This is a genomic window from Herbidospora sakaeratensis, from assembly GCF_001570525.1.
GTDB lineage: Bacteria > Actinomycetota > Actinomycetes > Streptosporangiales > Streptosporangiaceae > Herbidospora > Herbidospora sakaeratensis.
In genome coordinates this window covers 278,366-303,308 of the sequence record NZ_BBXC01000008.1, presented here as the reverse complement: position 1 = coordinate 303,308, position 24,943 = coordinate 278,366, and the positions used below count along the sequence as shown (strand labels likewise).

General features: G+C 71.4%; 24 protein-coding genes. 17 read left to right on the top strand and 7 right to left on the bottom strand.

Annotation, left to right across the window (positions count from 1 at the left end; translation table 11 throughout):
• The first annotated feature begins 5 nt into the window (after window positions 1-5).
• From AW271_RS07165 to AW271_RS07140, 5 genes are read left to right on the top strand one after another with little or no spacing between them, the layout of a single operon-like run.
• Complete coding sequence (locus AW271_RS07165; RefSeq protein ID WP_157553950.1) at window positions 6-377, top strand: hypothetical protein; 372 nt, start codon at window positions 6-8, stop codon at window positions 375-377.
• Window positions 374-1,381: an SRPBCC family protein gene (locus tag AW271_RS07160; protein WP_062333831.1), complete on the top strand. Its 1,008-nt coding sequence runs from the start codon at window positions 374-376 to the stop codon at window positions 1,379-1,381. Before AW271_RS07165 ends, AW271_RS07160 begins: the two co-directional genes overlap by 4 nt.
• Entirely contained in the window at window positions 1,374-3,962 is a 2,589-nt protein-coding gene (locus tag AW271_RS42800) for a hypothetical protein (RefSeq protein ID WP_157553949.1), read from the top strand. Before AW271_RS07160 ends, AW271_RS42800 begins: the two co-directional genes overlap by 8 nt.
• On the top strand, window positions 3,959-4,210 hold the full coding sequence (locus AW271_RS07145; RefSeq protein WP_062333821.1) for a hypothetical protein: 252 nt from the start codon (window positions 3,959-3,961) through the stop codon (window positions 4,208-4,210). Before AW271_RS42800 ends, AW271_RS07145 begins: the two co-directional genes overlap by 4 nt.
• A gap of 42 nt (window positions 4,211-4,252) precedes the next feature.
• Entirely contained in the window at window positions 4,253-5,071 is an 819-nt protein-coding gene (locus AW271_RS07140) for an MOSC domain-containing protein (protein ID WP_062333820.1), read from the top strand.
• On the opposite strand, the gene AW271_RS07135 is transcribed toward AW271_RS07140, so the two are convergent.
• Complete coding sequence (locus AW271_RS07135; protein ID WP_062333815.1) at window positions 5,061-7,025, bottom strand: ATP-dependent DNA helicase; 1,965 nt, start codon at window positions 7,023-7,025, stop codon at window positions 5,061-5,063. The genes AW271_RS07140 and AW271_RS07135 overlap by 11 nt on opposite strands.
• 246 nt (window positions 7,026-7,271) lie before the next feature.
• Here AW271_RS07135 and AW271_RS07130 point away from each other — a divergent pair, with 246 nt between their 5' ends.
• Together AW271_RS07130 and AW271_RS07125 are read left to right on the top strand one after the other, a co-directional pair.
• Entirely contained in the window at window positions 7,272-8,486 is a 1,215-nt protein-coding gene (locus tag AW271_RS07130; protein WP_157553948.1) for a hypothetical protein, read from the top strand.
• 28 nt (window positions 8,487-8,514) lie between these two features.
• The gene (locus tag AW271_RS07125) at window positions 8,515-10,101 is read left to right on the top strand and encodes a Na+/H+ antiporter (protein WP_062333810.1); all 1,587 of its coding nucleotides are present in this window, start codon (window positions 8,515-8,517) and stop codon (window positions 10,099-10,101) included.
• Here the strand turns inward: AW271_RS07125 and AW271_RS07120 are convergent.
• Window positions 10,098-10,355 (bottom strand): ubiquitin carboxyl-terminal hydrolase 14, encoded by a 258-nt coding sequence (locus tag AW271_RS07120; protein ID WP_062333808.1) that lies wholly within the window; start codon window positions 10,353-10,355, stop codon window positions 10,098-10,100. The genes AW271_RS07125 and AW271_RS07120 overlap by 4 nt on opposite strands.
• Before the next feature lie 95 nt (window positions 10,356-10,450).
• Here AW271_RS07120 and AW271_RS07115 point away from each other — a divergent pair, with 95 nt between their 5' ends.
• From AW271_RS07115 to AW271_RS07100, 4 genes are read left to right on the top strand one after another with little or no spacing between them, the layout of a single operon-like run.
• A complete protein-coding gene (locus tag AW271_RS07115; protein ID WP_062333805.1) occupies window positions 10,451-10,840 on the top strand; it encodes a DUF8711 family protein in 390 nt (129 codons plus the stop codon).
• A 49-nt stretch (window positions 10,841-10,889) separates the two neighbouring features.
• On the top strand, window positions 10,890-11,222 hold the full coding sequence (locus AW271_RS07110) for a YidH family protein (protein WP_062333802.1): 333 nt from the start codon (window positions 10,890-10,892) through the stop codon (window positions 11,220-11,222).
• On the top strand, window positions 11,212-11,535 hold the full coding sequence (locus tag AW271_RS07105; protein WP_062333799.1) for a DUF202 domain-containing protein: 324 nt from the start codon (window positions 11,212-11,214) through the stop codon (window positions 11,533-11,535). Before AW271_RS07110 ends, AW271_RS07105 begins: the two co-directional genes overlap by 11 nt.
• A 45-nt stretch (window positions 11,536-11,580) precedes the next feature.
• Complete coding sequence (locus AW271_RS07100; RefSeq protein WP_062333795.1) at window positions 11,581-12,543, top strand: zinc-binding alcohol dehydrogenase family protein; 963 nt, start codon at window positions 11,581-11,583, stop codon at window positions 12,541-12,543.
• Here AW271_RS07100 and AW271_RS07095 read toward each other — a convergent pair.
• Window positions 12,540-13,655, bottom strand: coding sequence for a ferritin-like domain-containing protein (locus AW271_RS07095; protein WP_062333793.1), 1,116 nt, complete (start codon window positions 13,653-13,655; stop codon window positions 12,540-12,542). The genes AW271_RS07100 and AW271_RS07095 overlap by 4 nt on opposite strands.
• A 73-nt stretch (window positions 13,656-13,728) precedes the next feature.
• On the opposite strand from AW271_RS07095, the gene AW271_RS07090 reads away from it, so the two are divergent.
• Entirely contained in the window at window positions 13,729-14,361 is a 633-nt protein-coding gene (locus AW271_RS07090; RefSeq protein ID WP_062333790.1) for a TetR/AcrR family transcriptional regulator C-terminal domain-containing protein, read from the top strand.
• Here the strand turns inward: AW271_RS07090 and AW271_RS07085 are convergent, their stop codons facing one another.
• Both AW271_RS07085 and AW271_RS42220 read right to left on the bottom strand, forming a co-directional pair.
• Complete coding sequence (locus AW271_RS07085; protein ID WP_062333786.1) at window positions 14,362-16,683, bottom strand: FtsX-like permease family protein; 2,322 nt, start codon at window positions 16,681-16,683, stop codon at window positions 14,362-14,364. It lies immediately after the preceding gene.
• 50 nt (window positions 16,684-16,733) lie between these two features.
• Window positions 16,734-17,174: an aggregation-promoting factor C-terminal-like domain-containing protein gene (locus AW271_RS42220; RefSeq protein WP_245652975.1), complete on the bottom strand. Its 441-nt coding sequence runs from the start codon at window positions 17,172-17,174 to the stop codon at window positions 16,734-16,736.
• Between the two features lie 365 nt (window positions 17,175-17,539).
• Between AW271_RS42220 and AW271_RS07075 the strand changes: the two genes are divergently transcribed.
• The 3 genes from AW271_RS07075 (at window position 17,540) to AW271_RS07065 (ending at window position 19,804) form a co-directional block, all read left to right on the top strand.
• Window positions 17,540-18,007 carry a glutathione peroxidase gene (locus AW271_RS07075; protein ID WP_062333782.1) on the top strand — a complete coding sequence of 156 codons (468 nt, stop codon included), beginning with the start codon at window positions 17,540-17,542 and terminating at the stop codon, window positions 18,005-18,007.
• Window positions 18,008-18,128: 121 nt separating this feature from the next.
• Window positions 18,129-18,443: a hypothetical protein gene (locus AW271_RS40580; RefSeq protein ID WP_169806293.1), complete on the top strand. Its 315-nt coding sequence runs from the start codon at window positions 18,129-18,131 to the stop codon at window positions 18,441-18,443.
• A complete protein-coding gene (locus AW271_RS07065) occupies window positions 18,440-19,804 on the top strand; it encodes a DUF4012 domain-containing protein (RefSeq protein WP_169806292.1) in 1,365 nt (454 codons plus the stop codon). The genes AW271_RS40580 and AW271_RS07065 overlap by 4 nt, the downstream gene beginning before the upstream one ends.
• On the opposite strand, the gene AW271_RS07060 is transcribed toward AW271_RS07065, so the two are convergent.
• A complete protein-coding gene (locus tag AW271_RS07060) occupies window positions 19,776-20,783 on the bottom strand; it encodes a LacI family DNA-binding transcriptional regulator (protein ID WP_062333774.1) in 1,008 nt (335 codons plus the stop codon). The two genes, AW271_RS07065 and AW271_RS07060, sit on opposite strands and share 29 nt — an antisense overlap.
• A 200-nt stretch (window positions 20,784-20,983) precedes the next feature.
• Here AW271_RS07060 and AW271_RS07055 point away from each other — a divergent pair, with 200 nt between their 5' ends.
• Window positions 20,984-22,207, top strand: a complete 1,224-nt coding sequence (locus tag AW271_RS07055; RefSeq protein WP_062333771.1) for an ABC transporter ATP-binding protein — start codon at window positions 20,984-20,986, stop codon at window positions 22,205-22,207.
• A gap of 74 nt (window positions 22,208-22,281) precedes the next feature.
• Here the strand turns inward: AW271_RS07055 and AW271_RS07050 are convergent, their stop codons facing one another.
• Entirely contained in the window at window positions 22,282-23,109 is an 828-nt protein-coding gene (locus tag AW271_RS07050) for a hypothetical protein (protein WP_062333768.1), read from the bottom strand.
• Window positions 23,110-23,400: 291 nt separating this feature from the next.
• Between AW271_RS07050 and AW271_RS07045 the strand changes: the two genes are divergently transcribed.
• Complete coding sequence (locus AW271_RS07045) at window positions 23,401-24,726, top strand: hypothetical protein (RefSeq protein WP_062333765.1); 1,326 nt, start codon at window positions 23,401-23,403, stop codon at window positions 24,724-24,726.
• The last annotated feature ends 217 nt before the right edge of the window (window positions 24,727-24,943 follow it).

The window sequence follows — 24,943 nt, the reverse complement described above, 5'->3', positions numbered from 1 at the left end:
CAGTGATGAAGCCAAGTCAGGCCAAACTCGCGGTGGGCATCGCCCTCGGCTACTACTTCGGCCGCAACCACAAACTCGCGCTCGCGACCGCCGTCGCCGTCGGGGGCCTCGCCGGAGCGCTCCGGCCCAAGAGCCTGCTGGGCAAGGGCCTCAAGAGCCTCGGCTCGCCCGAGCTGGAAGAACTCGCCGGGAAGCTGCAGACCGACCTCATGGAGGCCGGCCGCGCCGCCGCCACCGCGGCGACCACCGGCCCGATCAACCAGCTGAGCGACCGCATCCACGACAAGGCGGAGCGGCTGCGCAGCCCGCTCGGCACCAAGACGAAGACCGCCGAGAAGACCTCCACGGAGACGACCTCCAATGGGGAGGACTCATGACGGACACCAAGACGGCGTCACCCCTCGGCCGGCTCGGCAGAGAGGTCGGCGGCATCATCGGCGCGGCCGGCAAGCGCGGCGCCTCCAAGCTGACCGGGAAGGTCACCGGCAAGATCAAGGGCAAGGTCGGCGACCTCACCGACCGCCTCACCGAATACGCCACCGGGGAGAAGAGCGGCCTCAGCGACCTCGGCTTCGGCGCCGAGAAGAAGGACCGGGGCGACGGCGGCGAGGAGAAGAAGGAGGGCTTCTTCAAGCGCCTCGGCCACGGCGTGAAGGGCGTCACCGAACTGTTCAAGGCCTTCACCGGCAAGGGCGGCAAGGGCAAGGGCAACCGGAAGGTCACCAACATCGTCGAGTCGATCGACATCGGCGCGCCCCTCGAGGTCGTCTACAACCAGTGGACGCAGTTCGAGGAGTTCCCGTCGTTCATGAAGAAGGTCGAACGCGTCAGCCAGGACGAGGACACCAAACTGACGTGGAAGGCCCAGGTCTTCTGGTCGCACCGCACCTGGCAGGCCGACATCATCGAACAGGTCCCCGACGAGCACATCGTCTGGCGCTCCCACGGAGCCAAGGGCCACGTCGACGGCGCGGTCACCTTCAGCGGCCTGGCGCCGAACCTGACCCGGGTCCTGGTCGTGCTGGAATACCACCCGCAGGGCCTGTTCGAGAAGACGGGCAACATCTGGCGCGCCCAGGGCCGCCGCGCCCGGCTGGAACTCAAGCACTTCCGCCGCCAGGTGATGAACCAGACCCTCCTGCACGCCGACGACGTACAGGGCTGGCGCGGCGAGATCCACGACGGCGAGGTCACCTCGGAGGCGCCGACCGAAGACCAGCGAGCCGAGGAGCAGGACACCGAAGCCCCCGAGGCGCCCCCGCCCGGATCGGGAGAGGAACCCGAGGCGCCGAAGGAGGGAGAAGAATCAGCAGAGCCCGAGGAGGAGCCGGAGGACCAGGAGGAGAGAGTCCCCGAGGGCCAGGTGAGCGCACGTGGCTGACGAGGACCCCGACGTCTACCTCGACGTACCGAACCTCAGCGTCGACGAGATCACCCTCCGGGTGGCCGACCTCAAAGCCCGCGTCAGCGTCAGCGCCGAGGTGCTGGACCTGCTGAAACTCAACGTCGGCGCCGACGTGAGCCTGGGCGAGGTCGACCTGGGCATCAAGGGCGTCCAGGCGCAGGCGACGCTGAAGGTCCGCCTGGACAACGTCGCCAGAATCGTCGGCGACGTCCTGCAGACTCTGGACCACAACCCGCAGATCCTGGAGAACCTGACCAGAGGCCTGGGCAACGCGACCGAATCGATCGGCAGCGGCGCGGGCCAGGCGGTCGGCGAGCTGGGCAAGGGAGCCAGCAGCGCCGTCAGCGACGTGGGCTCGGGAGCACGAGACGCGGTCCGCGACGTTGGATCGGGCGCGGGTCGCGCGGTGAGTGACGTGGGTTCGGGTGCGGGTCGCGCGGTGAGTGACGTGGGTTCGGGCGCGGGCCACGCGGTGAGTGACGTGGGTTCGGGTGCGGGTCGCGCGGTGAGTGACGTGGGTTCGGGCGCGGGCCACGCGGTGAGCGATGTCGGTTCGGGTGCGGGCGAGGCGGTCAGTGACGTCGGTTCGGGTGCGGGTCGCGCGGTGAGCGATGTCGGTTCGGGTGCGGGCGAAGCGGTCAGCGACGTTGGATCGGGCGCAGGTCATGCGGTCAGCGACGTCGGCGCGGGCGCGAGTGAGGCGGTCGGCGACGTTGGTTCGGGAGCGGGTCACGCAGCTGGCGAGATCGGTGAAGGTGCCGGTGGAGCGGTCAGCAGGGTCGGCGCGGGTGCGGGGAAAGCGACCGAAACGGTCGGCTCGGGAGCGGGCCAGGCCACGGGTGAAGTCGGCGAGGTTGCCGGTGAGGCCACCAAGGAGGCAGGCCGGACCGCAACGGAGGCCGGTCGGAGCGCCGGAACCGCCGCCGGTGTCGGCGAGCTCGCCGGTGAGGCGACCGAGGAAACAGGCCGGACCGCAACCCAGGCCGGTGAGAGCGCCGGAACTGCGGCCGGTGTCAGCCAGGTCGGCGAAGAAGCAGGTCAGGCTGGTGTGGATGCCGACCGCGGAGACTCGCATGGAGGCGAGGCTTCGAGGGGCACCGACCATCTCGACAAAGGCACAGAAGCCGACCAGGTGCATGATGCCGGACCGGAGGAAGCGGAACAGCCGACCGAAGAAGGGGCCGATCAAGCTGGTCAGCCCGGTGTCGGCGGGGACGAAAAGGACGTGCTCACCGGCACTGTCGTCGGAGACCAGCAGCCTTCTGTCGGCGCCCAGTCCGGTCGTGAGAAGGGGCCTGGCCAAGAGAGCGTTTCCCGCCCGCCGGTGAGGCGTGTGGCGCGGGCAGATCCCGGTCATGGCGAGCGGACAGACCATATGTCACCTGCATCAGCCCAGGGTGATGTCCCAAGCGACGGGTCTCGGCAAGCCGACTCCGAAACCCCATCAGGCCGCTCGCCGAATGAGGCGGGGTCAGGGGAAACGACAGAAGAAGGCCGGACCGACCGGCCGGAAACCGGTGACCGCGCCGGTGATGAACCGGCAGAGGCGTTGCCAGGAGACCGGGCCGAGGAAGGCGAGGGCGACCAGCAGCCCAGCGCGGAAAGCCAGGCGGAGATTTCCGCAGAGGACAACCGTGCCGAGGGGTCGAAAACCGGTGGCCAGCGGGGGAGCCCAAAGGCAGAAGACCGGACCGGAGAAGGCTCAGGCGAGCTGTCCAAAAGCGTGGGCGATGCCGACAGACCAAGCGTGGAAGGCCGACCCGGGGACTCCGAAGAAGAGGACTACGCCGGAGAGCCCAAAAGCCGCAGCCAGACGGCGGATCCAGGCGCAGAAAGCCGACCTGCGACGCCGAAAGGAGAAGGCGGAACTGAGAGGCGGCAAGGCGGAGGCCAGGCTGATCAGCCAGGAGCAGAAGGCGTGGATGAGACGCCACGACCAGGAGACCAGGCTGAAAAGACGCCAGATGCGGGCCCGCCCGAAAACCTGACCGATGCGGCCGATGCAGAGCAGCCGCAGAAAGGGGAGACCGAGCCGCAGGGCGAAGGCGAGACCGAGCAGTTGCAGGGTGAGGGCGATGCCGAGAAGCCGCAAGGTGAGGGCGACGCCGAGAAGCCGCAGAAAGGGGAGACCGAGCCGCAGGGCGAAGGCGAGACCGAACAGTTGCAGGGTGAGGGCGATGCCGAGAAGCCGCAAGGTGAGGGCGACGCCGAGAAGCCGCAGGATGACGGGGAAAGCGACCAGTCGCAGCGGGAAGGCCGAGCCCCGGCAACAGGGGGCCAGACCGGTAAGCGGCACGAGGAAGGCCAGACCCCGAAGCCCGAAGACGAGAGCCAGGCGCGGAAGCCTGAAGGTGAGCCCGAGACGGGCAAACCCACGGATGAGGGCCAAGCCGGAAAGCCAAAGGGCAAGGACCACGCCCAAGAGAAAGCCGACCACTGGCGGCGGGAACGCCCCGACCGGGCCGGCCAGACGCTCGGCGGGGCGTTGAAGGAACTTCGCCACGCCGCGCTGCTCGCCGGAATGCGCCGCCTCGGCAAGTTGGGGAGACCGCCGTGAGCGGGCGTCCCAGCGACGAGGAGATCGCCCGGGCCGACATCGTGGTCGCCGCCGACATCGAGGCCGACGAGCTCGATGTCAGGGTCGCGCCTGAGAACCACGTCGAGTTCCACGGTGACGATCAAGCCGCCTCCGGCACCAACCGGGAGAATCTCCCCGAAAATGTCACGGAGGGTCAGCGATATCGTTCCGTCCGTATCGGCTACGCCCTCGAAGCCCGCGCCGCCCGCCACGCCGACCCCGGCTGATTCCCGCGTGATCGAGAGAGCGCTTTCTCGTACAGTCGACTGATGAAGCTCTCCGATATCCGGATCTATCCCGTCAAGTCGACGACCGGTATCCGGGTCGACCACGCCAAGGTCCTCCCGTGGGGCCTCGACGGCGACCGCCGGTGGGCCGTCGTGGACGACAAGGGGGACGGCTACTGGTCAGGTGAGAACCCCGAATACCTCGCCGTGCGGGCCGTGAACACCCCGGAGGGCGGGCTGGTGCTCACCGCGCCGGGGCTCGACGAGCTCGAAGTGCCGCCCGCCGACGGGCCGCTCGTGCCCGTCTACTTCCACGGGCTCGACGAGGCCATGCTCGCGCACGACGACGCGCATGAATGGTTCACCCGGCTCCTGGGCAAACCGGCCAGACTTGTCTATCTCGACGACCCCAACCGCCGGCACATCGTCGACTACCACGGCGGGCTGCCGGGCGAGGTGGTCAGTTTCGCCTGGGACGCCCCGCTGCTGCTGGTCACCCGCGACTCGCTGCGGCGTCTCGACGACTGGATCGCCGAGGGCGCCATCGAGCGGCAGGAGGAGACCCCCGGGCCGCTCGACGTCGCCCGGTTCCGGCCGAGTGTGGTGGTCGAGGGGTTCGAACCGTTCGAAGAGGACACCTGGACGTCGGTCCGCATCGGCGAGGTCGACTTCCGGGTCTCCGAGTTGTGCGACCGCTGCTTCGTCACCCTCTGGGACCCCGACACCCGGGAGCGCGGCAAGGAACCCCTTCGCACGCTGGCCAAGCATCGCCGGTGGGACGGCAAGACCTGGTTCGGCATCCGGCTCGTGCCGAAGAACCTCGGCGAGATCGCGATCGGCGACCCGGTCGTCAGGACGTGAGCCGCTTCAGCGCGGCCCGGACCACCGCCGGGTCGGTCGTGCGCCAGTAGGGCGGCAGCGAGTTCAGCAGGAAGCCGCTGTAGCGCGCGGTCGCCAGGCGGGGGTCGAGGACGGCGATGACGCCCCGGTCGTCCATCGAGCGCAGCAGTCGGCCGGCGCCCTGGGCCAGCAGCAGTGCGGCGTGGGTGGCCGCGACCGACATGAAGCCGTTGCCGCCCTTGGCCGCCACGTGGCGCTGCCGCGAGGAGGTCAGCGGGTCGTCGGGGCGGGGGAACGGGATGCGGTCGATGATGACGCAGGTCAGCGACGGGCCGGGCACGTCGACGCCCTGCCACAACGACAGGGTGCCGAACAGGCAGGTCTCGGGGTCGGCGGCGAACTGCTTGATCAGGAGCGAGGTGGAGTCGTCGCCCTGGCACAACAACGGCACCGACAGCCGGTCGCGCAGCGCCTCGGTCGCCGCCTTGGCGGCGCGCATCGAGGAGAACAGGCCGAGGGTGCGGCCGCCGGCGGCCTCGACGAGCTCGACCATCTCCTGGATGTAGGCGTCGGGCAGGCCGTCGCGGCCCGGCTGGGGGAGGTGCTTGGCGACGTAGAGGATGCCGGCGCGGGCGTGGTCGAACGGGGAGCCGACGTCGAGGCCGCTCCAGTCGTCGTTCTTGCCCAGGCCCCACTGGGCCGCCATGCCGTCGAAGGTGCCGCCGAGCGCGAGGGTGGCCGAGGTCAGCACGACGGTCCGGTCGCCGAACAGCTTGTCGCGGAGCATGCCGCCCACCGACAGCGGCGCGACCCGCAGGGTCGGCGGGACCCGGCCGGAACCCTCCTCCAGCCACACCACCTCGGCCCGGTCGACCTCCGACTCGGCGCCGAACGCGTCGAGCATGCGCTGCGCGGTGTCGTGGACCTCGTCGAGCGCGGTGAACGCCGCCTTCTTCGCGCCGGCGCCCTCGGGGTCGTCCTTGTCGGCGTTGCGGGAGCCCAGGGCGGTGATGCAGGCGAAGGCGGCGTCGCGCAGCAGCGCCAGGGTCAGCCCGAGCGACTGCGGCAGCTCGTCGACGCGGCCGGCGGGCGCGGCGGTGAGGAGGGAGCCGAGGTCTTCGGCCGCCTCCTGGAGCCGGTCGGCGAGGCCCTGCTCGATGAGGCGGCCGGCGCGGCGGGCGGCCAGCCCGGCCGTCGACTCGGACAACTCGTCGGTGACCACCGACGTCACGCGGTCGACCAGCTCGTGGGCCTCGTCGACGACCACGACGTCGTGTTCGGGGAGGACCTGGAAGTCCTCCATCGCGTCGATGGCGAGCAGGGCGTGGTTGGTCACCACCACGTCGGACAGGCCGGCCCGTTCGCGGGCCAGTTCGGCGAAGCACTCGCCGCCGCTGGGGCAGCGCTGGGCGCCCAGGCACTCGCGCGCCGACACCGAGAACTGGCGCCAGGCGATCTCGCTCACCCCAGGCACCAGCTCGTCGCGGTCGCCGGTCTCGGTCTCCTCGGCCCATTCCTGGATGCGCTGGACCATGCGGCCCGTGGCGCTCACTTCGCGGGGGTCGAAAAGCTGATCGGCTTCGTCTTCGGGCATGCCGACAGTTGACTTGTATCGGCACAGATAGTTGCGACGGCCCTTAAGAATGGCGAATTCCGGTCGATGCGGGAGTTCTTTTTCGAGGGCGTCGGCGAGCCGGGGAAGATCGCGGTCGACGAGCTGGCGCTGCAGCGCGATGGTCGCCGTGGACACCACGACGGCGCTGTCGGAGATCGCCGCGTGGCGGATCGCGGGCACCAGATAGGCCAGCGACTTGCCGGTGCCGGTGCCCGCCTGAACTGCGAGATGGTCGCGCTTGTCGAGCGCCTTCTGGACCGCCGTGGCCATCGTGACCTGCCCCGGTCTCTCGGCGCCGCCGAGCTCCCTGACGGCGATCGTGAGCAGCTCTTCTACAGTTGGCAGGTCGGATTTCGGCACCCCGAAAGGCTAGCGCCCGCCACCGACAACAGCGTGCTGTTATCGGACCGTGACCGCCGGACCACATCCCGGAGTTCGGGGGTGCGAAGGGGAGTTCCCATGGCACACTGGCCACACGGGGCGCTGGGTCAAAGACGATCTACCTCGGGCAAAAGGGGAGACCCGATCAATCCGAGACGGGCGTTTCTGTAGGGTTTCTTGAGGTCGAGTGGACGGATAAGGGCAGGTAAAGGCACTATGTCTGTCATGTCGGAAGTCGTCCCGCTGCCATCCTTCGGCGAGGTTTTCTTTGACGCCCGAGGTCAGGACCGCGTTCTGCGGGTGACCTGGCACGAGGGCACCCTGGTCCTCAGCCTGTGGCGGGGCGAGATGTGCACCGCCAGTTTCCGCATGCCCATGGACGACGTCGGCCGTCTCCTGGAGACCCTCCAGGTCGGCTACGCCGAGGCCACCGGGCAGGCCGCGGGCGGCCCCGAGCAGCCCGGCACGGGCCCGTTCCCGGCGCCCGACCTGGCCGACTATCCGGGCGAATACCCCGGCACGGGGCAGTACTCGCGCCCGCCCGCCCCCGAGCAGCCGCCGATGGCGCCGCAGCAGCCGTTCCCGCCCTTCCCGCAGGAGCAGCAGCCGATGCCGGCCGGCTGGGACCCGGGCCCCTACCCCGAGGCCACCCCCGCCTACGGCCAGCCCGCCCCGGCGGCCCCGGCCGCGCTGGGCCCCAACGACGTGCTGGTCGCCCGGGGCGCCCCGACCCGCGACCGCCTCGTCGCCGTCGACCAGCAGGCCCCGCCGCGTGAGCGGCCGCGCCGCGCGGCCCCGCCGCCGCAGGACTTCCCGCCGTTCGACGGGCAGGTCCCGGCCGAGCCGGTCTACCAGTTCCCGTCGCCGATCCCCGGCCGTCCGGCCTACCAGTTCGACCCCGAGCCCGAGCCCGAGGCGGCCCAGCACCAGCAGCAGCCCTTCGCCGGCGACGTCTACCAGGCCGACGCGACGGTCTACCAGACCGGCAGCTACCAGCCTCCGCAGGTCCAGCAGCCGCCGATGCCGCCGCAGATGGCCCCGCAGATGCCCCCGCAGCAGCAGATGCCGCCGCAGCAGGGCTACCCGCCCTTCCCGCCGGAGCCGCAGCGCCCCCACCTGGTGCAGGCGCCGCCGCCGTTCCCGCCGGAGCCGTTCGGCCAGGGCGACCCCCAGGGCTACCCGCAGGGGTACGCCCAGGGCGCGGTCTACTCGACCGACCCGTCGTTCCAGGTGCCGCCGGGGCAGCAGCAGTATCCGCCGCAGCAGTACGCCGACCCCCGTTACCAGCAGCAGCAGCCGCAGCAGGGCGTCGACCCCAACGACCCGCTGGGCCTCGGCCCGGTCTCGCGGCCCTACGTGGAGGGGCAGCAGCCCCCCATGTACTCCACGGGCGAGCGGGTCCGTCCCGAGGGCGCCGACGAGAGGCGTGACTGGAGCTAGTCGCTGAGGGACATACGATGACCGCTTGATGGAAGCGATCACAATTCTCCAGTTGCTGGCCCTTCCCGCCGGGGCGCTCGCGGTCTCCGCGCTCGCCCGGCGGATGGACTGGAATGTCCCTCTGCTTCTCGTACTCGCCGGGTTGATCGCGTCGATCCTCCCCTTCGTGCCCGAATACGAACTGAGCCCGGAAATGGTGCTCTTCGTATTCCTCCCCCCGCTCCTCTACTCCGCCGCCCTCGACAGCTCCTACCTGCGGCTCCGCGACGTCAAGCGGCCCGTCATGCTGCTGTCGATCGGGCTCGTGCTGTTCTCCACCGCCGTGGTCGCCTCGGTGACCTACCTGCTGGTGCCCGAGCTGACCATCCCGGCGGCGATCGCCTTCGGCGCGATCGTGGCCCCTCCCGACGCCGTGGCGGCCGTGGCCGTCGGGCGCAAGCTCGGCCTGCCCCGCCGGGTGATGACCGTGCTGATCGGCGAGAGCCTGTTCAACGACGCGACCGCGCTGACCGCCTACCGGGTCGCGATCGGGGTGATCGCGGGCGGCGGGGTGAGCTTCCTGGCGGCGGGCGGGCAGTTCCTGTTCGCCGCCGGCGTCGGCCTGGCCATCGGCCTGGCCATCGCCTACGTCGCGGGTTACATCCTGACCCGCGTCTCCGACGCCCTGGTGGCCAACTCGATCTCGCTGCTGGTGCCCTGGGGCGCCTACCTGGCGGCCGAGGTCGTGCACGCCTCGGGCGTGATCTCCGTGGTCGTGGTCGGCATCTACCTCGGCCACCAGATGAGCCGCACCTCCTACGGCACCCGGTTGTTGTCGGCCGCGGTGTGGCAGGTGATGGACTTCCTGCTGGAGGGCATCGTCTTCGCCCTGATCGGGCTCCAGCTGCTCCCGCTGATCGCCGGGCTGGAGGGCTACGACCCCGCCACGGTCGCCATGTACGCCCTGGTGCTGTTCGGCGTGACCGTGCTGAGCCGGGTGCTCTGGATGGTGCCCAGCGCCTACCTGCCGCGGATCCTGTCGAAGAAGGTCCGGGCCCGGGAGCCCAAGGTGCCATGGCAGAACGTGGCCACGCTCAGCTGGGCCGGGATGCGGGGCGTGGTGTCACTGGCGGCGGCCTTCGCGCTGCCGGCCGACGTCCCGCAGCGCGATCTGCTGCTGTTCCTGACCTTCGCCGTGGTGATCGGCACGCTGGTCGTCCAGGGGCTCTCGTTCCCCTGGCTGATCCGCAAGCTGGGGATCTCCAACGAGCGCGAGCGGTTCGAGGACGACCTGTCCGAGGCGGCCGCGCAGCAGGCCGCGGCGGCGGCGGCCACGGCCCGGCTCGACGAGCTGGTGGCCGAAGGGGTGCTCGACATCCACGAGGAGGTCGTGCAGGGCCTCCGCGACCGGTCGGAGCGGGTGGCCCGCATGGCCTGGGAGCGGCTCGGCGGCGGCACCGGGCCCGAGGGCGAGGAGACGCCCGCGAGTGTCTACCGGCGGTTGCGCCGGGAGATGCTCGCCGCCGAGCGGGCGGTCTTCATCAGGCTCCGCGACCAGCGCCGCATCGACGACGAGGTGCTGCGCCGGATCATGGCGGAACTCGACTTCGAAGAGGCCACCCTGGAACGCGACTAGCCCATCACGTTGTCGATGAAGCACCACTTCCACGCCTCACCCGGTTCGAACGACTGCATGACCGGGTGATCGGAGTTCTTGTAGTGGGCGGTGGCATGCCGGCGGGGCGAGGAGTCGCAGCAGCCGATATGCCCGCAGTCAAGACACTTGCGCAGGTGGACCCACCGGGTGCCCTCGCGCAGGCACTCCTCGCACCCCTGCGGGGAGGTCGGCTTCGGGTCCCCGGCGACCTGCAGATGTTCGCACATTCCCATGTAATTGATCGTACGACGCCGCATCCGGCACATTCCGACCTGCCCCTTTGCGACGGGGCGCTTAGGGCAGGTTCGCGTGCATTAGGCTCCAGGCCATGCGACTCCTCCCTCTTGCCGCCGTTCCGCTGTCGCTCGTTCTGCTCACCGGTTGCGGTGAGCTCAACGAGATCACGGGGGCGATCGACAAGACGCAGCAGTGTATCCAGGCCGCCGGCATCGTGACCGAGACCGTGCAGAAGGTGACCGGCCTCGCGAGCGACCCGCAGGCCGTCGAGACCGCTCTCGCCGACGGCGCGAGCAAGCTGGAGAACCTGGCCAACGACGCGGCCAACACGACCCTGTCCGAGGCGGCCAACGACATCGCGGGCAAGCTCGACGCGTTCAACGTGCAGGACGCCAACGACGCCGTCGACGCCCTCCAGAAGCTCGCCGCCGACTCCGTCGGGTGGGTCGAGACCCTCACGTCCGCCTGCGCCGGGGAGTAGCTTATTCCGGCAAGCCATGCCGGAATTGCGGTGAAATATCCTTTTCGGTATGGACGGAGAAGAACCGGACCCCCGGTTCACCCTGGCGAACGAACGCACCTACCTCACGTGGCTGAGCACCTCCCTCGCGCTGTGCGCCGGGGGAGTCGCCATGGCGGCGGTGCCCCCCGAACTCTTCGTCCCCTGGGTCCGCACCACCCTCGCCGTCGTCCTGGTGCTGCTCTCGGCCATGGCGGCGGCGTTCGCCTATCCGCGCTGGCGCAAGGTCCAGACGGCCCTGCGCCGCGCGGAACCGCTCCCGCCGCCGAGGCTCGCGCCCCTGTTCGGGTACGGCGTGGCGGGGGTCGCCGTGCTGGCGCTGGTGCTGATCCTTGTCGGCTGAGAGCTGGGACCCCGGCCTGCAGAGCGAACGGACCCGGCTGGCGTGGGTCCGCACCGCCACCGCGCTGGCGACCTTCGGGCTCGGCGGGGCGGGCGTGACGGCCCGGTCGTCGGGGCACGTCGCGGCGATCGTGTTCTTCGGGATCGCCGCGCTGATGGGGGCGGTCACGCTCCTTCGTACCGGACGGCGGTTCCGGCAGGTGCAGGAGGCGCTGCACCAGCAGCGCCCGTTCGAGCACGGCGGCGACGCCCTGACCCTGTGGTTCGGGGTGCTCGCGGCGGTGGTGGGCGGCTTCGTTTTCGTGGTCTTCTGACCCCTTTTGCCGGGCGGTGACCGTCCGGTCCATAACCTGCTGGGTATGCGTGCCATCGCCACCAGCGCGGCCGGGCTCGTCGACGTCGAGGTTCCCGAGCCCGAGCTCCGCCCGCACGACCTGCTCGTCCGGGTCGAGGCCGTCTCGGTCAACCCCGTCGACGTGAAGATCGCCGCCGGCGCGGACGAGAACCAGCGCATCCTGGGTTTCGACGCCGCCGGGACCGTCGTGCGGACCGGCCCGGAGGTCACCGGGTTCCAGGCCGGCGACGAGGTCTACTACGCCGGCGACGTCACCCGGCCGGGCGCGAACGCCGACCTGCACGCCGTCGACGCGCGGATCGTCGGCCACCGGCCCCGCACCCTGTCGGTGGCCCAGTCGGCGGCCGTGCCGCTGACCACGATCACCGCCTGGGAGTCGCTCTTCACCCACCTGGGGGCCCATTCGGGCACCACGGGCACGCTGCTCGTCGTCGGCGCGCCCGGCGGGGTGGGGTCGATGCTGGTGCAGCTCGCCAAGCAGCTGACCTCGCTCCGGGTGATCGGCACCGCCGCGCGCGGCGAGACCCACGACTGGGTGACGCGCCTGGGGGCCGACGCGACCGTCGACCGCCACACGCTGGTGGAGTCGGTCAGGGCGCTCGCGCCCGACGGGGTCGAGGCGGTGTTCTCGCCGTTCTCCGAGGGCAACATCGAGGCCTATGCCGAGATCGTCAAGCCGTTCGGGCACGTCGTGGCCATCGACGACCACCACCCCGACCTGTTCCCGCTCAAGGCGAAGAGCATCGCCTGGCACTGGGAGTTCATGTTCACCCACGCCATGTTCCAGACCCCCGACATGGGCAGCCAGGGACGCCTGCTCGACGAGGCCGCCGCCCACTTCGACGCGGGCCGCCTGCGCTCGACGCTGACCACCGAGATCGACGACTTCACCGCCGCCGGGCTGCGCCGGGCGCACGCGACCGTCGCCTCGGGCTCGACGATCGGCAAGGTGGTCGTGCGGCGCTAGTCGCTCGTGGCGGCGGCGATGGTCTCGGCGACCTCGACGGCGCGTTCGGCCTCCTCCTGGGCGAAGCGCTCGGCGTCGAGCCTCTCGGCGATCTCCTCGTCCTGGCGCATCAGGTCGTCGAGGTTCTGGCCGGCCATGTCGAGCACGCCCATGTCGACGTAGGCCTGCTGGAGACGCGGGCTCCACAGGCCGATGTCCTTCACGCACGGCACGATGCGGCTGAACAACAACGAGCGGAACAGTCGCAGGTAGCGCGACTCGTCGACCAGCTTGTGGGCCTCTTCGACCTCGGTCTTCGACAGGCCCAGGGCCTCCCACTGCTCGCGGCCGCGCAGCCGGTCGCGCATCAGCCAGCAGCCCTCGATCACGAAGTCCTCGCGCTCGCGGCGTTCGGCCTCCGACAGGCCGGCGTAGTAGTCGCGCAGCGCCATGCGGCCGAAGGCGACGTGGCGGGCCTCGTCCTGCATGACGTACGCGAGGATCTGCTTCGGCAGCGGCTTGGTGGTGATGTCGCGCATGACGCCGAAGGCGGCCAGGGCCAGGCCCTCGATCAGCACCTGCATGCCCAGGTAGGGCATGTCCCAGCGCGAGTCGCTCAGGGTCGAGTCGAGCAGCGACTTCAGGTAGGGGTTGATCGGGTAGGCCAGGCCCACCTTCTCCTGGAGGAAGCGGGCGTAGGTCTCGGCGTGGCGGGCCTCGTCCATGGTCTGGGTGGCCGCGTAGAACTTCGAGTCGAGGTCCGGTACGGACTCCACGATGCGCGCCGAGCAGATCATCGCGCCCTGTTCCCCATGGAGGAACTGGGAGAACTGCCAGGCGGCCCCGTGGCGGCGGACCTCCTTGCGGGTCTGGTCGTCCATGCGGTGCCACAGCGGCGAGTCGTAGATCGCGATGGTCTCGTCGGGGATGCCGAGCACGTCGTAGGGGTCGACCTCCAGGCCCCAGTCGACCCGCTTCACCGAGTCCCACTGCTTGTCCTTGCCCTTCTGGTAAAGGGCCAGCATGCGGTCGCGCCCGTCGTCGTACTCCCAGGTGAACCGGGCCGAGCCGGCCATCTGGACGTCCCAGGTCCGCATGTCCGCGGGGATGGTGTAGAGCTCGTGCGTGGACACGTGTGGGCCTCCCGTACGTACGCTGTACGTCTCGACAGTGACACGCAGCTTACCGCCGGTCAATACTGGTCGCGTGCCACCGTTGAACCGCGGCCGGATCGTCGCCGCCGCCATCGACCTGATCGAGCGCGAGGGCGCCGACGCCGTCTCCATGCGCCGGATCGCCGCCGAGCTCGAGGTCGGCGTGATGTCGCTCTACAACCACGTGCCGAACAAGTCGGCCCTGCTCGACGCGGTGTCCGAGGCGATCCTCTCGGAGGTCGAGTTCACCGACGACCCCGCCGCGCCCTGGACCGGCCGGGTGCGCATGCAGGCCCGCGCGTTCCGGCAGATCGCGCACACCCACCCCCGCTCGACCATGGTCGTGGTGAGCCGCCAGCTGAAGTCGGCCGCTGGCATGCTGCCGGTCGAGCGGGCGTTGTCGACGCTGCGCGAGGCGGGGTTCGGCGAGCGCGAGGCGGTGCAGATCTTCCGGGTCTTCATCGCGTACGTCATCGGCTCGCTCCTGCGCGAGGTCGGGGTCACCCCCACGTTCGCCCCCGTCCACGGGGCCATCAGGCCGGCCGACGTCGACCCCGAGTTGTTCCCCGAGATCGGCGCGCTGGCTCCGCACCTGTCGGCGTGCGACCACGAGGCCGAGTTCGACTTCGGCCTCGACCTGATGATCGAGGCCATCGCCGGCCGCCTCGCCCAGCGCACGGCGTGATCACTCCGCCCGGAGCGCCGCGCCCAGGGGCAACCGGGCGGCGCGGCGGCCGGGCGACAGCGCCAGCCCGACGACCGCGAGCAGCGCCACCGGGGCGAGCCACACCAGCGGCGCCGACGGCGGCACGTACTGCAGCGGCATGATCCCGGCCGTGACCCGCCACACCATCCGGCCGAGGGCCAGCCCCAGCGGCGCCCCGGCGACCAGGCCGATCAGCGCGGTGACCCCGCCCTGGACCACCACGACGGCGCGCGTCTGGCCCGGGGTCAGGCCCAGCGCGCGCAGCACCGCCAGCTCGCGGGCCCGGCGGCGGACCGCCGTGAACAGGGCGTGCGCCGTCGCGCCCAGCGCCAGCACCGTCAGGAACACGCCGAGCGCGACCGGCAGCACCGCGACGTTGCGGATCTCGCCTCGCTGGGGCGGCACGAACGGCGGGAAGACCAGCAACCGGCCGCCGGAGCCGTCGGAGATGCGGGCCGCCATCGCCGAGGGATCGCGGCCCGGGTCGAGCGCGACCAGGCCGCCGTGCTCCTTGAAGCCGGTGAAGATCGTGTCGTAGGCCGCCGGAGTGACCCACGCGCCGGTGTCGTAGCGGGTCGTGCTGCTCTCGACCGCGAAACCCAGGCCGCTGACGCGCAGCTCCCGGGTGCCCGCGTCGCCGGTCAGCGGGATCCGGTCGCCGACGCCCACCCCGAGGTCGCGGGCCGTCGTCAGGGCCAGCACCACCTCGTCGCCGGAGACGGGCCCGGCCCCCTCGGTCAGCACGAGCGGCACCGGCGGCCCCACCGGGTCGTAGGTGTGGGTCACCACGCTGACCCGGCCCGACCGGCCCGCCGCCACCCGCAGGTCGAGCACCCCGGCGACCCCCGGCAGCGCCGCGATCGACTCCAGCGCCGGGCGCGGCGGCGTGAACGCGCGGCCGTCGAAGCCGAACACCACCATCAGCGCGTAGCGCTGGCCGAACCGCTCGGGCCGGGCCGCCGCGTCGGCCACCCCGGCGGCGAAGACGGCCGCCGCCACGACCCCGAGCACCCCCGTCACGGCCCCGAACAGGGCCACCCCGTTGCCCGGTTCGAGCGCGAACCGGAGCCCGGTCGTCACCGGCACCGGCAGGGCGAGCCGGGTCAGCGCCGACCGCCGTACCGCCGGACGGGCCCGGGGGAGCAGCGCGGTGACCGCCGCGCCCGCCGTGACCAGCGCGGTGACCGCCGCCCAGCCCGCCGGCAGCACCGGCAGGTCGGCGTGGACGCCGGGGGAGGGTTCGTAGAGGGCGGCGGTGCCGTAGGGCAACCACGCCGAGGCGGCGACCGCGCCGAGCACGCCCGCTCCCGCGCCCAGGAACGCCGCCGGCAGCACGGCTCCCGCCGTCGCCGTGGCGGCCTGCCGCCGGGTCATGCCCACCAGGGTCAGCGGGCGCAGGTCGGCGGCCGACGCGGTGGCGTACCGGAAGACGGCCTGGCCGACCAGCACCACGGCGGTGAGGAACGCCGCGACGGCGAAGACCAGCAGGCAGCCGGTCTCGAACCCGATCACCTGACGCAGGTGGGCCAGGTGGTCGGCGCGCTCGATGATCTCGACATCGCCGCGTGCGGCCAGCCACGCCCGCAGCGCGGGCAGCCCGCCCTCGGCGACCCGGACCAGCCCGTTCAGCGGGGCCTGCCGGCCGGGCCCCAGGATCTCGTCCGGATAAGCCGCCACCAGGCCCGGAGACGGGATGAAGTGGCCGCGTCCGCCCGGTTCGTCGGCGTACCAGGCCGAGCGCACCACCCCGACGATCGTGACCGGCACCTTCGGCCCGCGCGGCGGCCCGGTGCGGGCCCCGGAGATCGCGGCCGCCGCGTCGCCGGGCGTGGGCAGCAGCACGGTCACCCGGCGGCCCACCCCGAAGCCCCGCGCCGCGTAGGCCGGGGTGACCACCGCCTCGTGGGCGCTCGCCGGATCGGGCAGCCGCCCGGCCAGCACGACCGGGCGCTCGATCGTGGTCATCGCCTCGGCGTCGGCGGCGACGAAGGGCGAGGGGTCGTCGTCCGGGTCCTCCGCCACCGCCGTCGAGACGTAGCCGGGGAACGTCGTGGCCGCCTCGACCTGCGGCAACGCTCGCAGACCCGCCCAGTCGAAACCGGCCCGGTTGGGCACGACGACGGCGGTCGCCGGGGCCGTGACGGCCAGCAGGCGGTCGACCGCGCCGCCGCCCCGCCGGGCCCCGGCCACCGCGGTCAGCACGGTGGCGGTGCCGAACGCCACCAGGAGGGCCAGGATCAGCAGCGAGCGGCCGCGCCGCCGTGCCTCCAGGCGCAGCCACGCCGCGACGATCCCGTCCATGCCCGGCAGTGTGCGCCGTCACCGCGCCGTGTTGCCAGGGGGTTGTCCCCTCAGTACCAGTTGTGCGCCCGGAAGTGTCCCCACGCCCCGCACGGGGAGCCGTAGCGGCCCTTGATGTAGCCGATGCCCCAGCGGATCTGCGTTCTGGGGTTCACCCGCCAGTCCCAGCCCGCCCGGGCCATCTTGTCGCCGGGGAACGCCTGCGGGATCCCGTACGCGCCCGACCAGCGGTTGCGCGCCTTGTGGTTCCAGTTGCTCTCGCGCGTCCACAGGCTGTCGAGGCAGCGGAACTCCCGGCGCGCCCAGTCGCGGCGGAGGATCAGGCGGTGGGCGTACATCTTGCTGCTCACCTTGATCGAGGGTGCGGCCCGCCGTTTCCACGAGTGGCCCTCGGGCTCGCCCTGGCAGGCGGAGGCGGGGGTGGCCCCGGCGAGCGCGGCGAACGCGAGCATGGCCGCGACGGTGCCGCGACGTGCGCTGATGCTGTCCAAATCGGTCCTTGTCCTCGGGTCGCGTGCGGTCGCCGGGGAGAAACCCCCGGGTCCGGTACGCCCATGGCTCGCGCACACCGGTCCGCGCGGCCTCCCGGAATAACCAGACCAACCCCCAGGAGGCGCCGCGACGTGTCCTAGCGCGGATTGAAGTACGTGGGGCGACCACGCCGCCGCGTCTTCGGCCCCCCGAGGACGGTTGTTTGCCGACCCCGTGCCAAGCCGGGGTGATCACACGGCCCGGCGCTGGCCGGGCGGGGCGGACGGCAGAGGTCCCGATGGCGCGGAAATGCCCCCCGCCTGGGGTTTCAGGTCGTCACAACGTGGTGAGCGGGACGAATGTGACGCTCGGTAGAGTCGGCCCCATGACGAATCTCGACATCCCCGTGACCACCCTCGACGGGCGGGCCACCACGCTCGGCGACCTCCTCCAGGGGCGTTCGGCACTGGTCGTGAACGTGGCGTCCAAGTGCGGCCTGACCCCGCAGTACACCGGCCTGGTCCGCCTCCAGGACACCTTCGCGCCGCGTGGCTTCACCGTCATCGGCGTGCCGTGCAACCAGTTCATGGGCCAGGAGCCCGGCACCGCCGACGAGATCCAGGAGTTCTGCTCGGTCACCTACGGCGTCGACTTCCCGCTGCTGGAGAAGGCCGACGTCAACGGCGACGACCGCCACCCCCTCTACCGCGCGCTGATCGGCGACGGCGAGGACGTCAAGTGGAACTTCGAGAAGTTCACCGTCAACGCCGACGGCGAGGTCACCGCCCGGTTCGCCCCGCAGATCGAGCCCGAGTCGGCCGAGGTCGTGGCGGCGATCGAGAAGAATCTCTGACGCCGGCGGCAAGTTTCGGTCATGCGGGCGCGCCGCTCGGCGGGCCCGCGCGACCGCGCTCGTAGGAAAGGAGCACCGGCCCGATTGCGGCCGGAATCCGCTGCTCTTTCCGGGGGAGGCCATGCTCGCAGCGCGTGCCCTCGCCTGCGTGGGGCTGATGTGGACCTGCCTGGCCGCGGCCGTGCCGATCACAGGACCGGTCTCCCACGACGTCGCCGACGCTTTTGTGACGGGGGAGCAGGCCACCGTCGAGTTCCTCGACGGCTGGGAGTCGCCCGCCGTCGATCCGCGCCGTCCGGTCGCCGAGGACCTGCCGTTCACCGGGGCTCCGCTGGAGGCGCTGGCCGTGGCCGCGGCGGGGCTGGCGCTGACCGGCGTGCTGCTGGCCGCCGGGGCCCGGCGGCGCAGGCGGGCCGAAGCGAGGCGCGTCCCGTGAGGGTGCGGTGGGCTCGGGTCGGCTGGGCGCGCGTCGCGTGGAGACGCCGGGGCTGGTTGCGGACCTCCGTCGTGGCGACCGCGCTGACGGCGACCACGCTGGGCGTGGCCTGGCCCGTCTACCTGGGCGTGTCGGCCGCCCGCCATCTGTCGGACGCCCGCGACGCGTTCAAGGAGCTCGCCGGGTCGACCCGGCTGATCCCGCCCGGCCCCGAGGTGGCGGCGCGGCTCGGCGAGGCGCGGGCCGGGGCCGAGGCCGCGATGCGCTACACCTCGGGCCGTGACTGGGCGCTGCTGGCCGCGCTGCCCTTCGCCGGCCGCCCGGCCCGGACCGTCCGCGACTACGCGCGGGCCGCGCTCGACCTGGCCACCGGCCTCGAACTGCTGCTGCGGCAGAACCGCGCCGAGATCCCGCGAGCGGTCGGCCACCTGCAGGCGGCGCGGGCGGTGCTGCCGCAGGTCACCGCGTTGCAGCGGGTCGACACGCTGGCCGCGCTCGCCGGGCTGCGCGGCCGCTATCTGGTCGCCGTGCAGAGCCCCGACCGGGCGCGGGCGACCGGCGGAGTGGTGCGCGGGTTCGGCGTGGTGACGATCGCGCCGACCGGCTGGACCGTCGAACCGGTCCGCGAGGTGCCGGCCGCCGCCGGGCCCGTCGCCGACCTCGGCGCGGGATACGCCTCCCGCTACGGCGCCGACGCGACCCGCACGCCCGAGGCGTCGAACCGGTCGCCGCACTTCCCGTACGCCGCCCGCATCTGGGCCGCCCTGCACGGCCGGCCCGTCGACGGGGTGATCGGCGCCGACGCGGCCACGCTGGCGCGGTTGTCGGGCCTGGCCGGGCTGCCCGGCCTGATGAAGGTCATCGACCAGGGGAACCTCCGGATCTGGTCGGCCGACCCCGAGGAGCAGCGGCGGCTGGAACGCACCCCGCTCGCCGGGGTGCTCACGCCCGCGCCGGGGCCCTTCGCCTACCTGGTCGTCAACGACGCGGGCGGCGACGGGATCGGGCGCAACCTCGACCGTACCGTCGAATACCGGGTGTCCCCGGAGTGCGGCAGCACGGTGTCGGCGACGCTGCGCAACGGCGACCGCGACGGCCGGGTGTGGGTGTCGGTGTTCACCTCGGCCGGGTCGCGGCTGGAGCGGGCCTACCTCGACGGGAAGGTGACCGGGTTGCGGCAGGAGACCGAGCACGGCCACCCGGTGTTCTCCACGACGCTCGACCTGGCCGCCGGGGAGACCCGGACCCTGGAACTACGGCTGGTCGAACCGGCGTCGGCCGCCGCGCCGGTCGTGCCGGAGCAGCCGATGGCCAAGCCGCAGCGGACCGTCGTCACCGCCGGGGAGCGCAGCTGCTCCTGACGATCAACTCGGTCGGCAGCGACACCGTCCGCGGCCGCCGCCCGTGGCGCAGGACCAGCTCGGCCGCGCGGTAGCCCACGTCGGAGGCGGGCTGCGCGATCACGGTCAGCGGGGGCGAGCAGAGTTCGGCCCACGGGACGTCGTCGAACATGATCAGCGACAGGTCGCGCGGGATGCGTACATAGAGCTCGCGGGCGGCCAGCACGGCCGCCTCGCCGAGCATGTTCCCCCCGGCGATCACGGCCGTCAGGTCGGCCCGCCGCTGGAACAGCCCGGCCGCGGCGGCGTAGGCCGAGTCGCGGCTGGCCCGCGCGAACACGACCAGGTCGTCGTCGAGCAGGTCGCCCATGACCTCGCGGAACGCGGCGACCCGGTGGGACATGCCCTGGCGGGCCAGGAAGCCGATCTTGCGGTGGCCGAGCCCGGTCAGGTATTCGATCGCGGTACGCAGCCCCGCCCGGTCGTCGGTCAGCACGGCCGGCACCTCGTCGAGCGCGCGGGCGTGCTGGCCGGGCGACCACACGCGGCGGTCGGCGAACACGACGTTCAGCCCGGCGCGCACGGCGCTGGCCCACATCTCGCCGTCGCCGGTGGGCACCGCGATGATGCGGTCCATGCTCTGCTCCAGCAGCCCGCCGACCAGGTCGGCCTCCTGCTCGGCGTCGTCGCCGGTCACCCCGATGGTCACCGGTTCGCGGTAGGACCGCGCGCACGAGAGCACCCCGTCGCACAGGCGCGCGTAGAACCCGTCGGTGATGTCGGGCACCAGCAGGGCGACCCCGCCGCTGCGCTGCTGACGTAGATTGCGGCCGAGGGCGCTCGGCCGGTAGTCGAGCTTGGTCGCCGCGTCGAGCACCCGCTCCCGGGTCTCCGCGCTCGCCGACCCGCCCGACAACACCCGCGACACCGTGGCCACCCCGACTCCCGCCAGTTCGGCGACGTCCTTGATGGTGGTGCGGCGGGGTCCAGGAGTGCTCATGGAAACGATTCCATCATCATTCCATCGTCACCGCCAGTCTTTACGCCATAACGCGACATGCGATGACAAGGTGAAACCGGGCGAGTCGCTTGACACGGATGTCCGGTTCGGGTGAGATGCATGAAAACGTATCCACTTTTCCCTCAAGGGGAAGGCGGCGCCGGGGTCCGCGCGTGCCTTCCGGAGCGCGAAGGACTGGCATGGCATCTATCGTTCTGAACAACGTCGACAAGATCTACGCGGGCGGGGTCAAGGCCGTGAACGGCCTCAACCTGGAGATCAAGGACGGCGAGTTCATGGTTCTCGTCGGCCCGTCGGGCTGCGGCAAGTCGACCGCCCTGCGCATGATCGCCGGGCTCGAGGACATCAGCGGCGGCGAGATCGTCATCGGCGACCGGGTGGTCAACCACCTGCCGCCGAAGGACCGCGACATCGCCATGGTGTTCCAGAACTACGCCCTCTACCCCCACATGACGGTCGAGGAGAACCTCGCCTTCGGCCTCAAGCTCCGCAAGATGAGCAAGCCCGAGATCGCCAAGCGCGTGAACGAGGCCGCCAAGATGCTCGGCCTGGAGCAGTACCTCAAGCGCAAGCCGGCCGCCCTCTCCGGCGGTCAGCGCCAGCGTGTCGCGATGGGCCGCGCCATCGTCCGCGAGCCGCAGGCCTTCCTCATGGACGAGCCGCTGTCGAACCTCGACGCCAAGCTCCGCGTCTCGATGCGCGCCTCGCTGAACCAGCTGCACGAGCGCCTCGGCGTCACCACCGTCTACGTCACCCACGACCAGGTCGAGGCCATGACCCTCGGCGACCGCGTCTGCGTGCTCCGCGACGGCATCCTCCAGCAGGTCGACACCCCGCAGAACCTGTTCGACAAGCCGGTGAACCTCTTCGTCGCGGGCTTCATGGGCTCCCCGTCGATGAACTTCACCTACGCCGAGCTCGTCCGCGACGGCGCCGGCGCGGCCGTGGCCTTCGCCGGCTACAAGCTCCCGGTCCCCGACTCGGCGTTCGCCGAGAAGGCCGGCCTCGACCGCTACATCGGCAAGCGCATCATCCTCGGCATCCGCCCCTCCGACTTCGAGGACTCGGTCGCCGCCAACGGCGCCTCCGCCGGCTGGGCCCGCGTGCCCGTCAAGGCCAACGTGACCGAGGAGCTCGGCTCCGAGATCAACGTCCTGTTCACGATCGACGCCCCGCCGGTCGAGCACAAGGACACCGTCGCCGCCGCCAACGACGGCGACGAGGAAGAGGCCGCGACCCTGCCGCTCTCGGGCGACAAGTCGCTGTGGACCGCGCGCGTCAACGCCCGCAGCCACGTGCGCCCCGGCCAGAACATCGAGCTGGTCGTCGACACGCACAACCTGCACTTCTTCGACGTCGAAAGCGGCCTGTCCATCGGCCACCCGGCCAACGTCGGCCGCTGACGGCATCCCCTTCACCGGCAGAGCCCGCCCCGCCGACTTCCCCCCTCCGTTCGGCCGGGCGGGCTCTGCCCTTTTCACTCGTTCGCGCAGGTCGCGTACGACCGGACGCTCCATTCACGGCCGGTGGTGCTCATCTCGTGCGCGTACGCGATGGCGGTCTCGTTGGTCGGGATGAAGTAGGTGAGGATGGTCTCGCCGGCCGCGCCGGGGATCGAGAAGCCCGCGCCCAGTGTCTGCTTCCCCTCGGGACAGGGCCTGACGGCGCCCTTGTCCTCGGAGTTCTCGTCGCTCTCCTCGGACACGACCTGCAGCCCCGAGGGCGCGTCCTCGGCGCAGATCACGAACACCCGCAGGTAGTAGTTGCCGCCGTAGCCCCGGTGGTTCTCCTTCGTCTCCACGAAGACGTCGTCGAGGGTGGGGATCAGCCCGGTGACGCTCACGTTGCCCCGCGCCCCCTCCATCTGGTAGCCGGAGCCGAGCAGCCAGTCGCCCTCGTGGCAGGCGAGCCCGAGCGTCTTCGGGTTGGGGTGCGACGCGGTCGTCTGGTAGCGGATGTAGGTGGCCGTGCGCGGGTTCCCGCACACGGCCCACACCCGGATGGTCCACTCCGCGGTCGTGCCGGCCGGCGTCTCGACGCCGTAGGCGCTGACCGTGTACGAGGTCGGGATGACCTCGTCGATGATGACGGCGCCGCCACCGGTGGTGATCTCGGCCCCGGTGCCGAGCACGCGGGTGCCGTCCGGGCAGCGCACCTCGGCGCCCTTGTCGTCGGAGTTCCTGTCGCTGACCTCGCTGACCACGACGCGGCCGGGGACGTCGGCCGACGACGGTCCCGCCCCGGCGAGGACGAGCCCGGCGGCCAGGGCGACGACGAGCGAGACGGATCTGAATCTGGTGTTCACGGTGCCTCCATGGCGGGAGCGGCGCCCCCATTCCCGCACGGTCACCCCTGACGGAGCCCGGTACCGCGCCCTTTTACCCACCGGTTGTCCGTAGTCGTACGTGGACATGTTTCGTCATTTCCCTTTAACGCCCGGACGGCACGGTTGCCGGTACGCAATGAACCGAAGGATCGGCGCGCAATGACGCCGAAACCGGAGCCTGTTTTCCTTTCATTTCGAGGCGCTTCGATTCCGTTATGGGAGGAAACTGTGCGCGCACGATCCATGCATTTGATCGTTGCATTCCTTGCGGTGATTTCCATCACATCGACGGCGAATCCGGCGCATGCCGAATTCAGCCCCGTCACCGACGAGCCCTTCGTCCCCCACACCCAGCCGGCCGACGCGCAGGTGCCCCGGCAGGGCTGTGTCACCACCCTGTCCAATCCGGCCGACGCCACCGGGAGCACCCCGGCGGTCCAGGTCGTCTACGCCTGGAGCGAGGAGTTCGGGAACCGCTATGAGCAGTTCGCCGACCGGATCGCCACGATCGTCGACCGCGTCGACTGGTCGCTGGACCAGTCGACCGACTACGACCAGCACGTCAGGCTGAGCTGCCGGTCGGGCCAGGCGGACTTCGCCCGGTCCCTCGTCGTCGCCGAGAAGATCGAGAACGCCGTGATCGGCGGCGACACCCCCGCCCACGTCATCGAACAGGACCTGGTGGCGGCGGGCTACGACCCCGGCAACCGGACCTACATGGTGTTCGAGGACTTCCAGGGCGGGGCGGTCGCCCACTGCGACGTGCTCTGCGTGGCGGTCACCGACGAATGGGACAGCGCCGCCATGCTGCACGAGTTCATCCACCTGTTCGACGTCGACCACGCCAAGGTGACCGAGGCGGTCCTGCACGAGGACGCCGACGTCATGTCCACGCCCTGGCACACCTGGTCGGTGGACCAGGAGTTCAACAACTACTACGACCCGAGCGAGCTCACCGCGCTGTTCTACACCAGCGCCTATCCGCACCAGCGCAGGGCCAACCTGGCCACCTGGTCCATGCTCACCGCGCCGGTCTGCTGCGACGTCGGCTACAGCAACGACCTGCTGACCGCGCAGGAGCGCACGATCGAGGCGGACGCTCCCTACGCCTACCCGGCCGGGTTCGGCGTGTCCGGCGGCGGATGGATGCAGGTCACCCCGCCCGGACCGGAGAACGCGGTGTCGGCCCGCTACTACGACGGGCGGCGGTCCCTGACGATGAACGTCCAGTCGTGGGCCGAGGGGGTGCTGTCGGTCACCCGCAGGCCGGCGGTGACGCCCGGGCTGCGATACAAGTTCTTCGCCCGGCTGACGACGACGGGCTCCGGCTCGGTCAGGTTACGGCTGACCTGGTACAGCGCGTCCGGCGTGGCGCTGTCGAGCAGTGACGGCACGCTCAGCGCCCTGACCCCCGACTGGGCCGAGTACAACGTGTCGGCGGTCGCGCCGGCCGGGGCGGCGAGGGTGCAGGCCTCGGTGGTGAGCCCGGCGGGGCAGTCGTTCGCCTACACGCTGGACGCTCTCCAGCTCAACAGGTGCGACAACGGCCGCACGCCCGACGGGTGCAGGCTCGACAGCGGCCTGGCCACTCCCTGACGGCAGGCGTCCCCGGCGGGCGCACCATGAAGACGTTCGCCGGCCGCGGCGCCCCCCCGGCCGGCGAATGCGCCGTTGATTTCCATCGGGAATGCATTCGTCACGCCGACGCATGCGCTTTTCGTCAAAACGGCCGGGCCTTGCGGCGATGTTTCCTCCGGTGCGGACAATTCATCGGCTGGGCACGGACTTCCTGCCGCCGACCCTTTCTGGGGTC

Coding starts and splice junctions, on each gene's coding strand:
- AW271_RS40580 (WP_169806293.1), top strand. CDS start 18,129: ATGCTCGCAGCGCGTGCCCTCGCCTGCGTGGGGCTGATGTGGACCTGC.
- AW271_RS07055 (WP_062333771.1), top strand. CDS start 20,984: ATGGCATCTATCGTTCTGAACAACGTCGACAAGATCTACGCGGGCGGG.
- AW271_RS07140 (WP_062333820.1), top strand. CDS start 4,253: ATGAAGCTCTCCGATATCCGGATCTATCCCGTCAAGTCGACGACCGGT.
- AW271_RS07165 (WP_157553950.1), top strand. CDS start 6: ATGAAGCCAAGTCAGGCCAAACTCGCGGTGGGCATCGCCCTCGGCTAC.
- AW271_RS07075 (WP_062333782.1), top strand. CDS start 17,540: ATGACGAATCTCGACATCCCCGTGACCACCCTCGACGGGCGGGCCACC.
- AW271_RS07120 (WP_062333808.1), bottom strand. CDS start 10,355: ATGGGAATGTGCGAACATCTGCAGGTCGCCGGGGACCCGAAGCCGACC.
- AW271_RS07160 (WP_062333831.1), top strand. CDS start 374: ATGACGGACACCAAGACGGCGTCACCCCTCGGCCGGCTCGGCAGAGAG.
- AW271_RS07115 (WP_062333805.1), top strand. CDS start 10,451: ATGCGACTCCTCCCTCTTGCCGCCGTTCCGCTGTCGCTCGTTCTGCTC.
- AW271_RS07100 (WP_062333795.1), top strand. CDS start 11,581: ATGCGTGCCATCGCCACCAGCGCGGCCGGGCTCGTCGACGTCGAGGTT.
- AW271_RS07060 (WP_062333774.1), bottom strand. CDS start 20,783: ATGAGCACTCCTGGACCCCGCCGCACCACCATCAAGGACGTCGCCGAA.
- AW271_RS07085 (WP_062333786.1), bottom strand. CDS start 16,683: ATGGACGGGATCGTCGCGGCGTGGCTGCGCCTGGAGGCACGGCGGCGC.
- AW271_RS07110 (WP_062333802.1), top strand. CDS start 10,890: ATGGACGGAGAAGAACCGGACCCCCGGTTCACCCTGGCGAACGAACGC.
- AW271_RS07130 (WP_157553948.1), top strand. CDS start 7,272: ATGTCGGAAGTCGTCCCGCTGCCATCCTTCGGCGAGGTTTTCTTTGAC.
- AW271_RS07125 (WP_062333810.1), top strand. CDS start 8,515: ATGGAAGCGATCACAATTCTCCAGTTGCTGGCCCTTCCCGCCGGGGCG.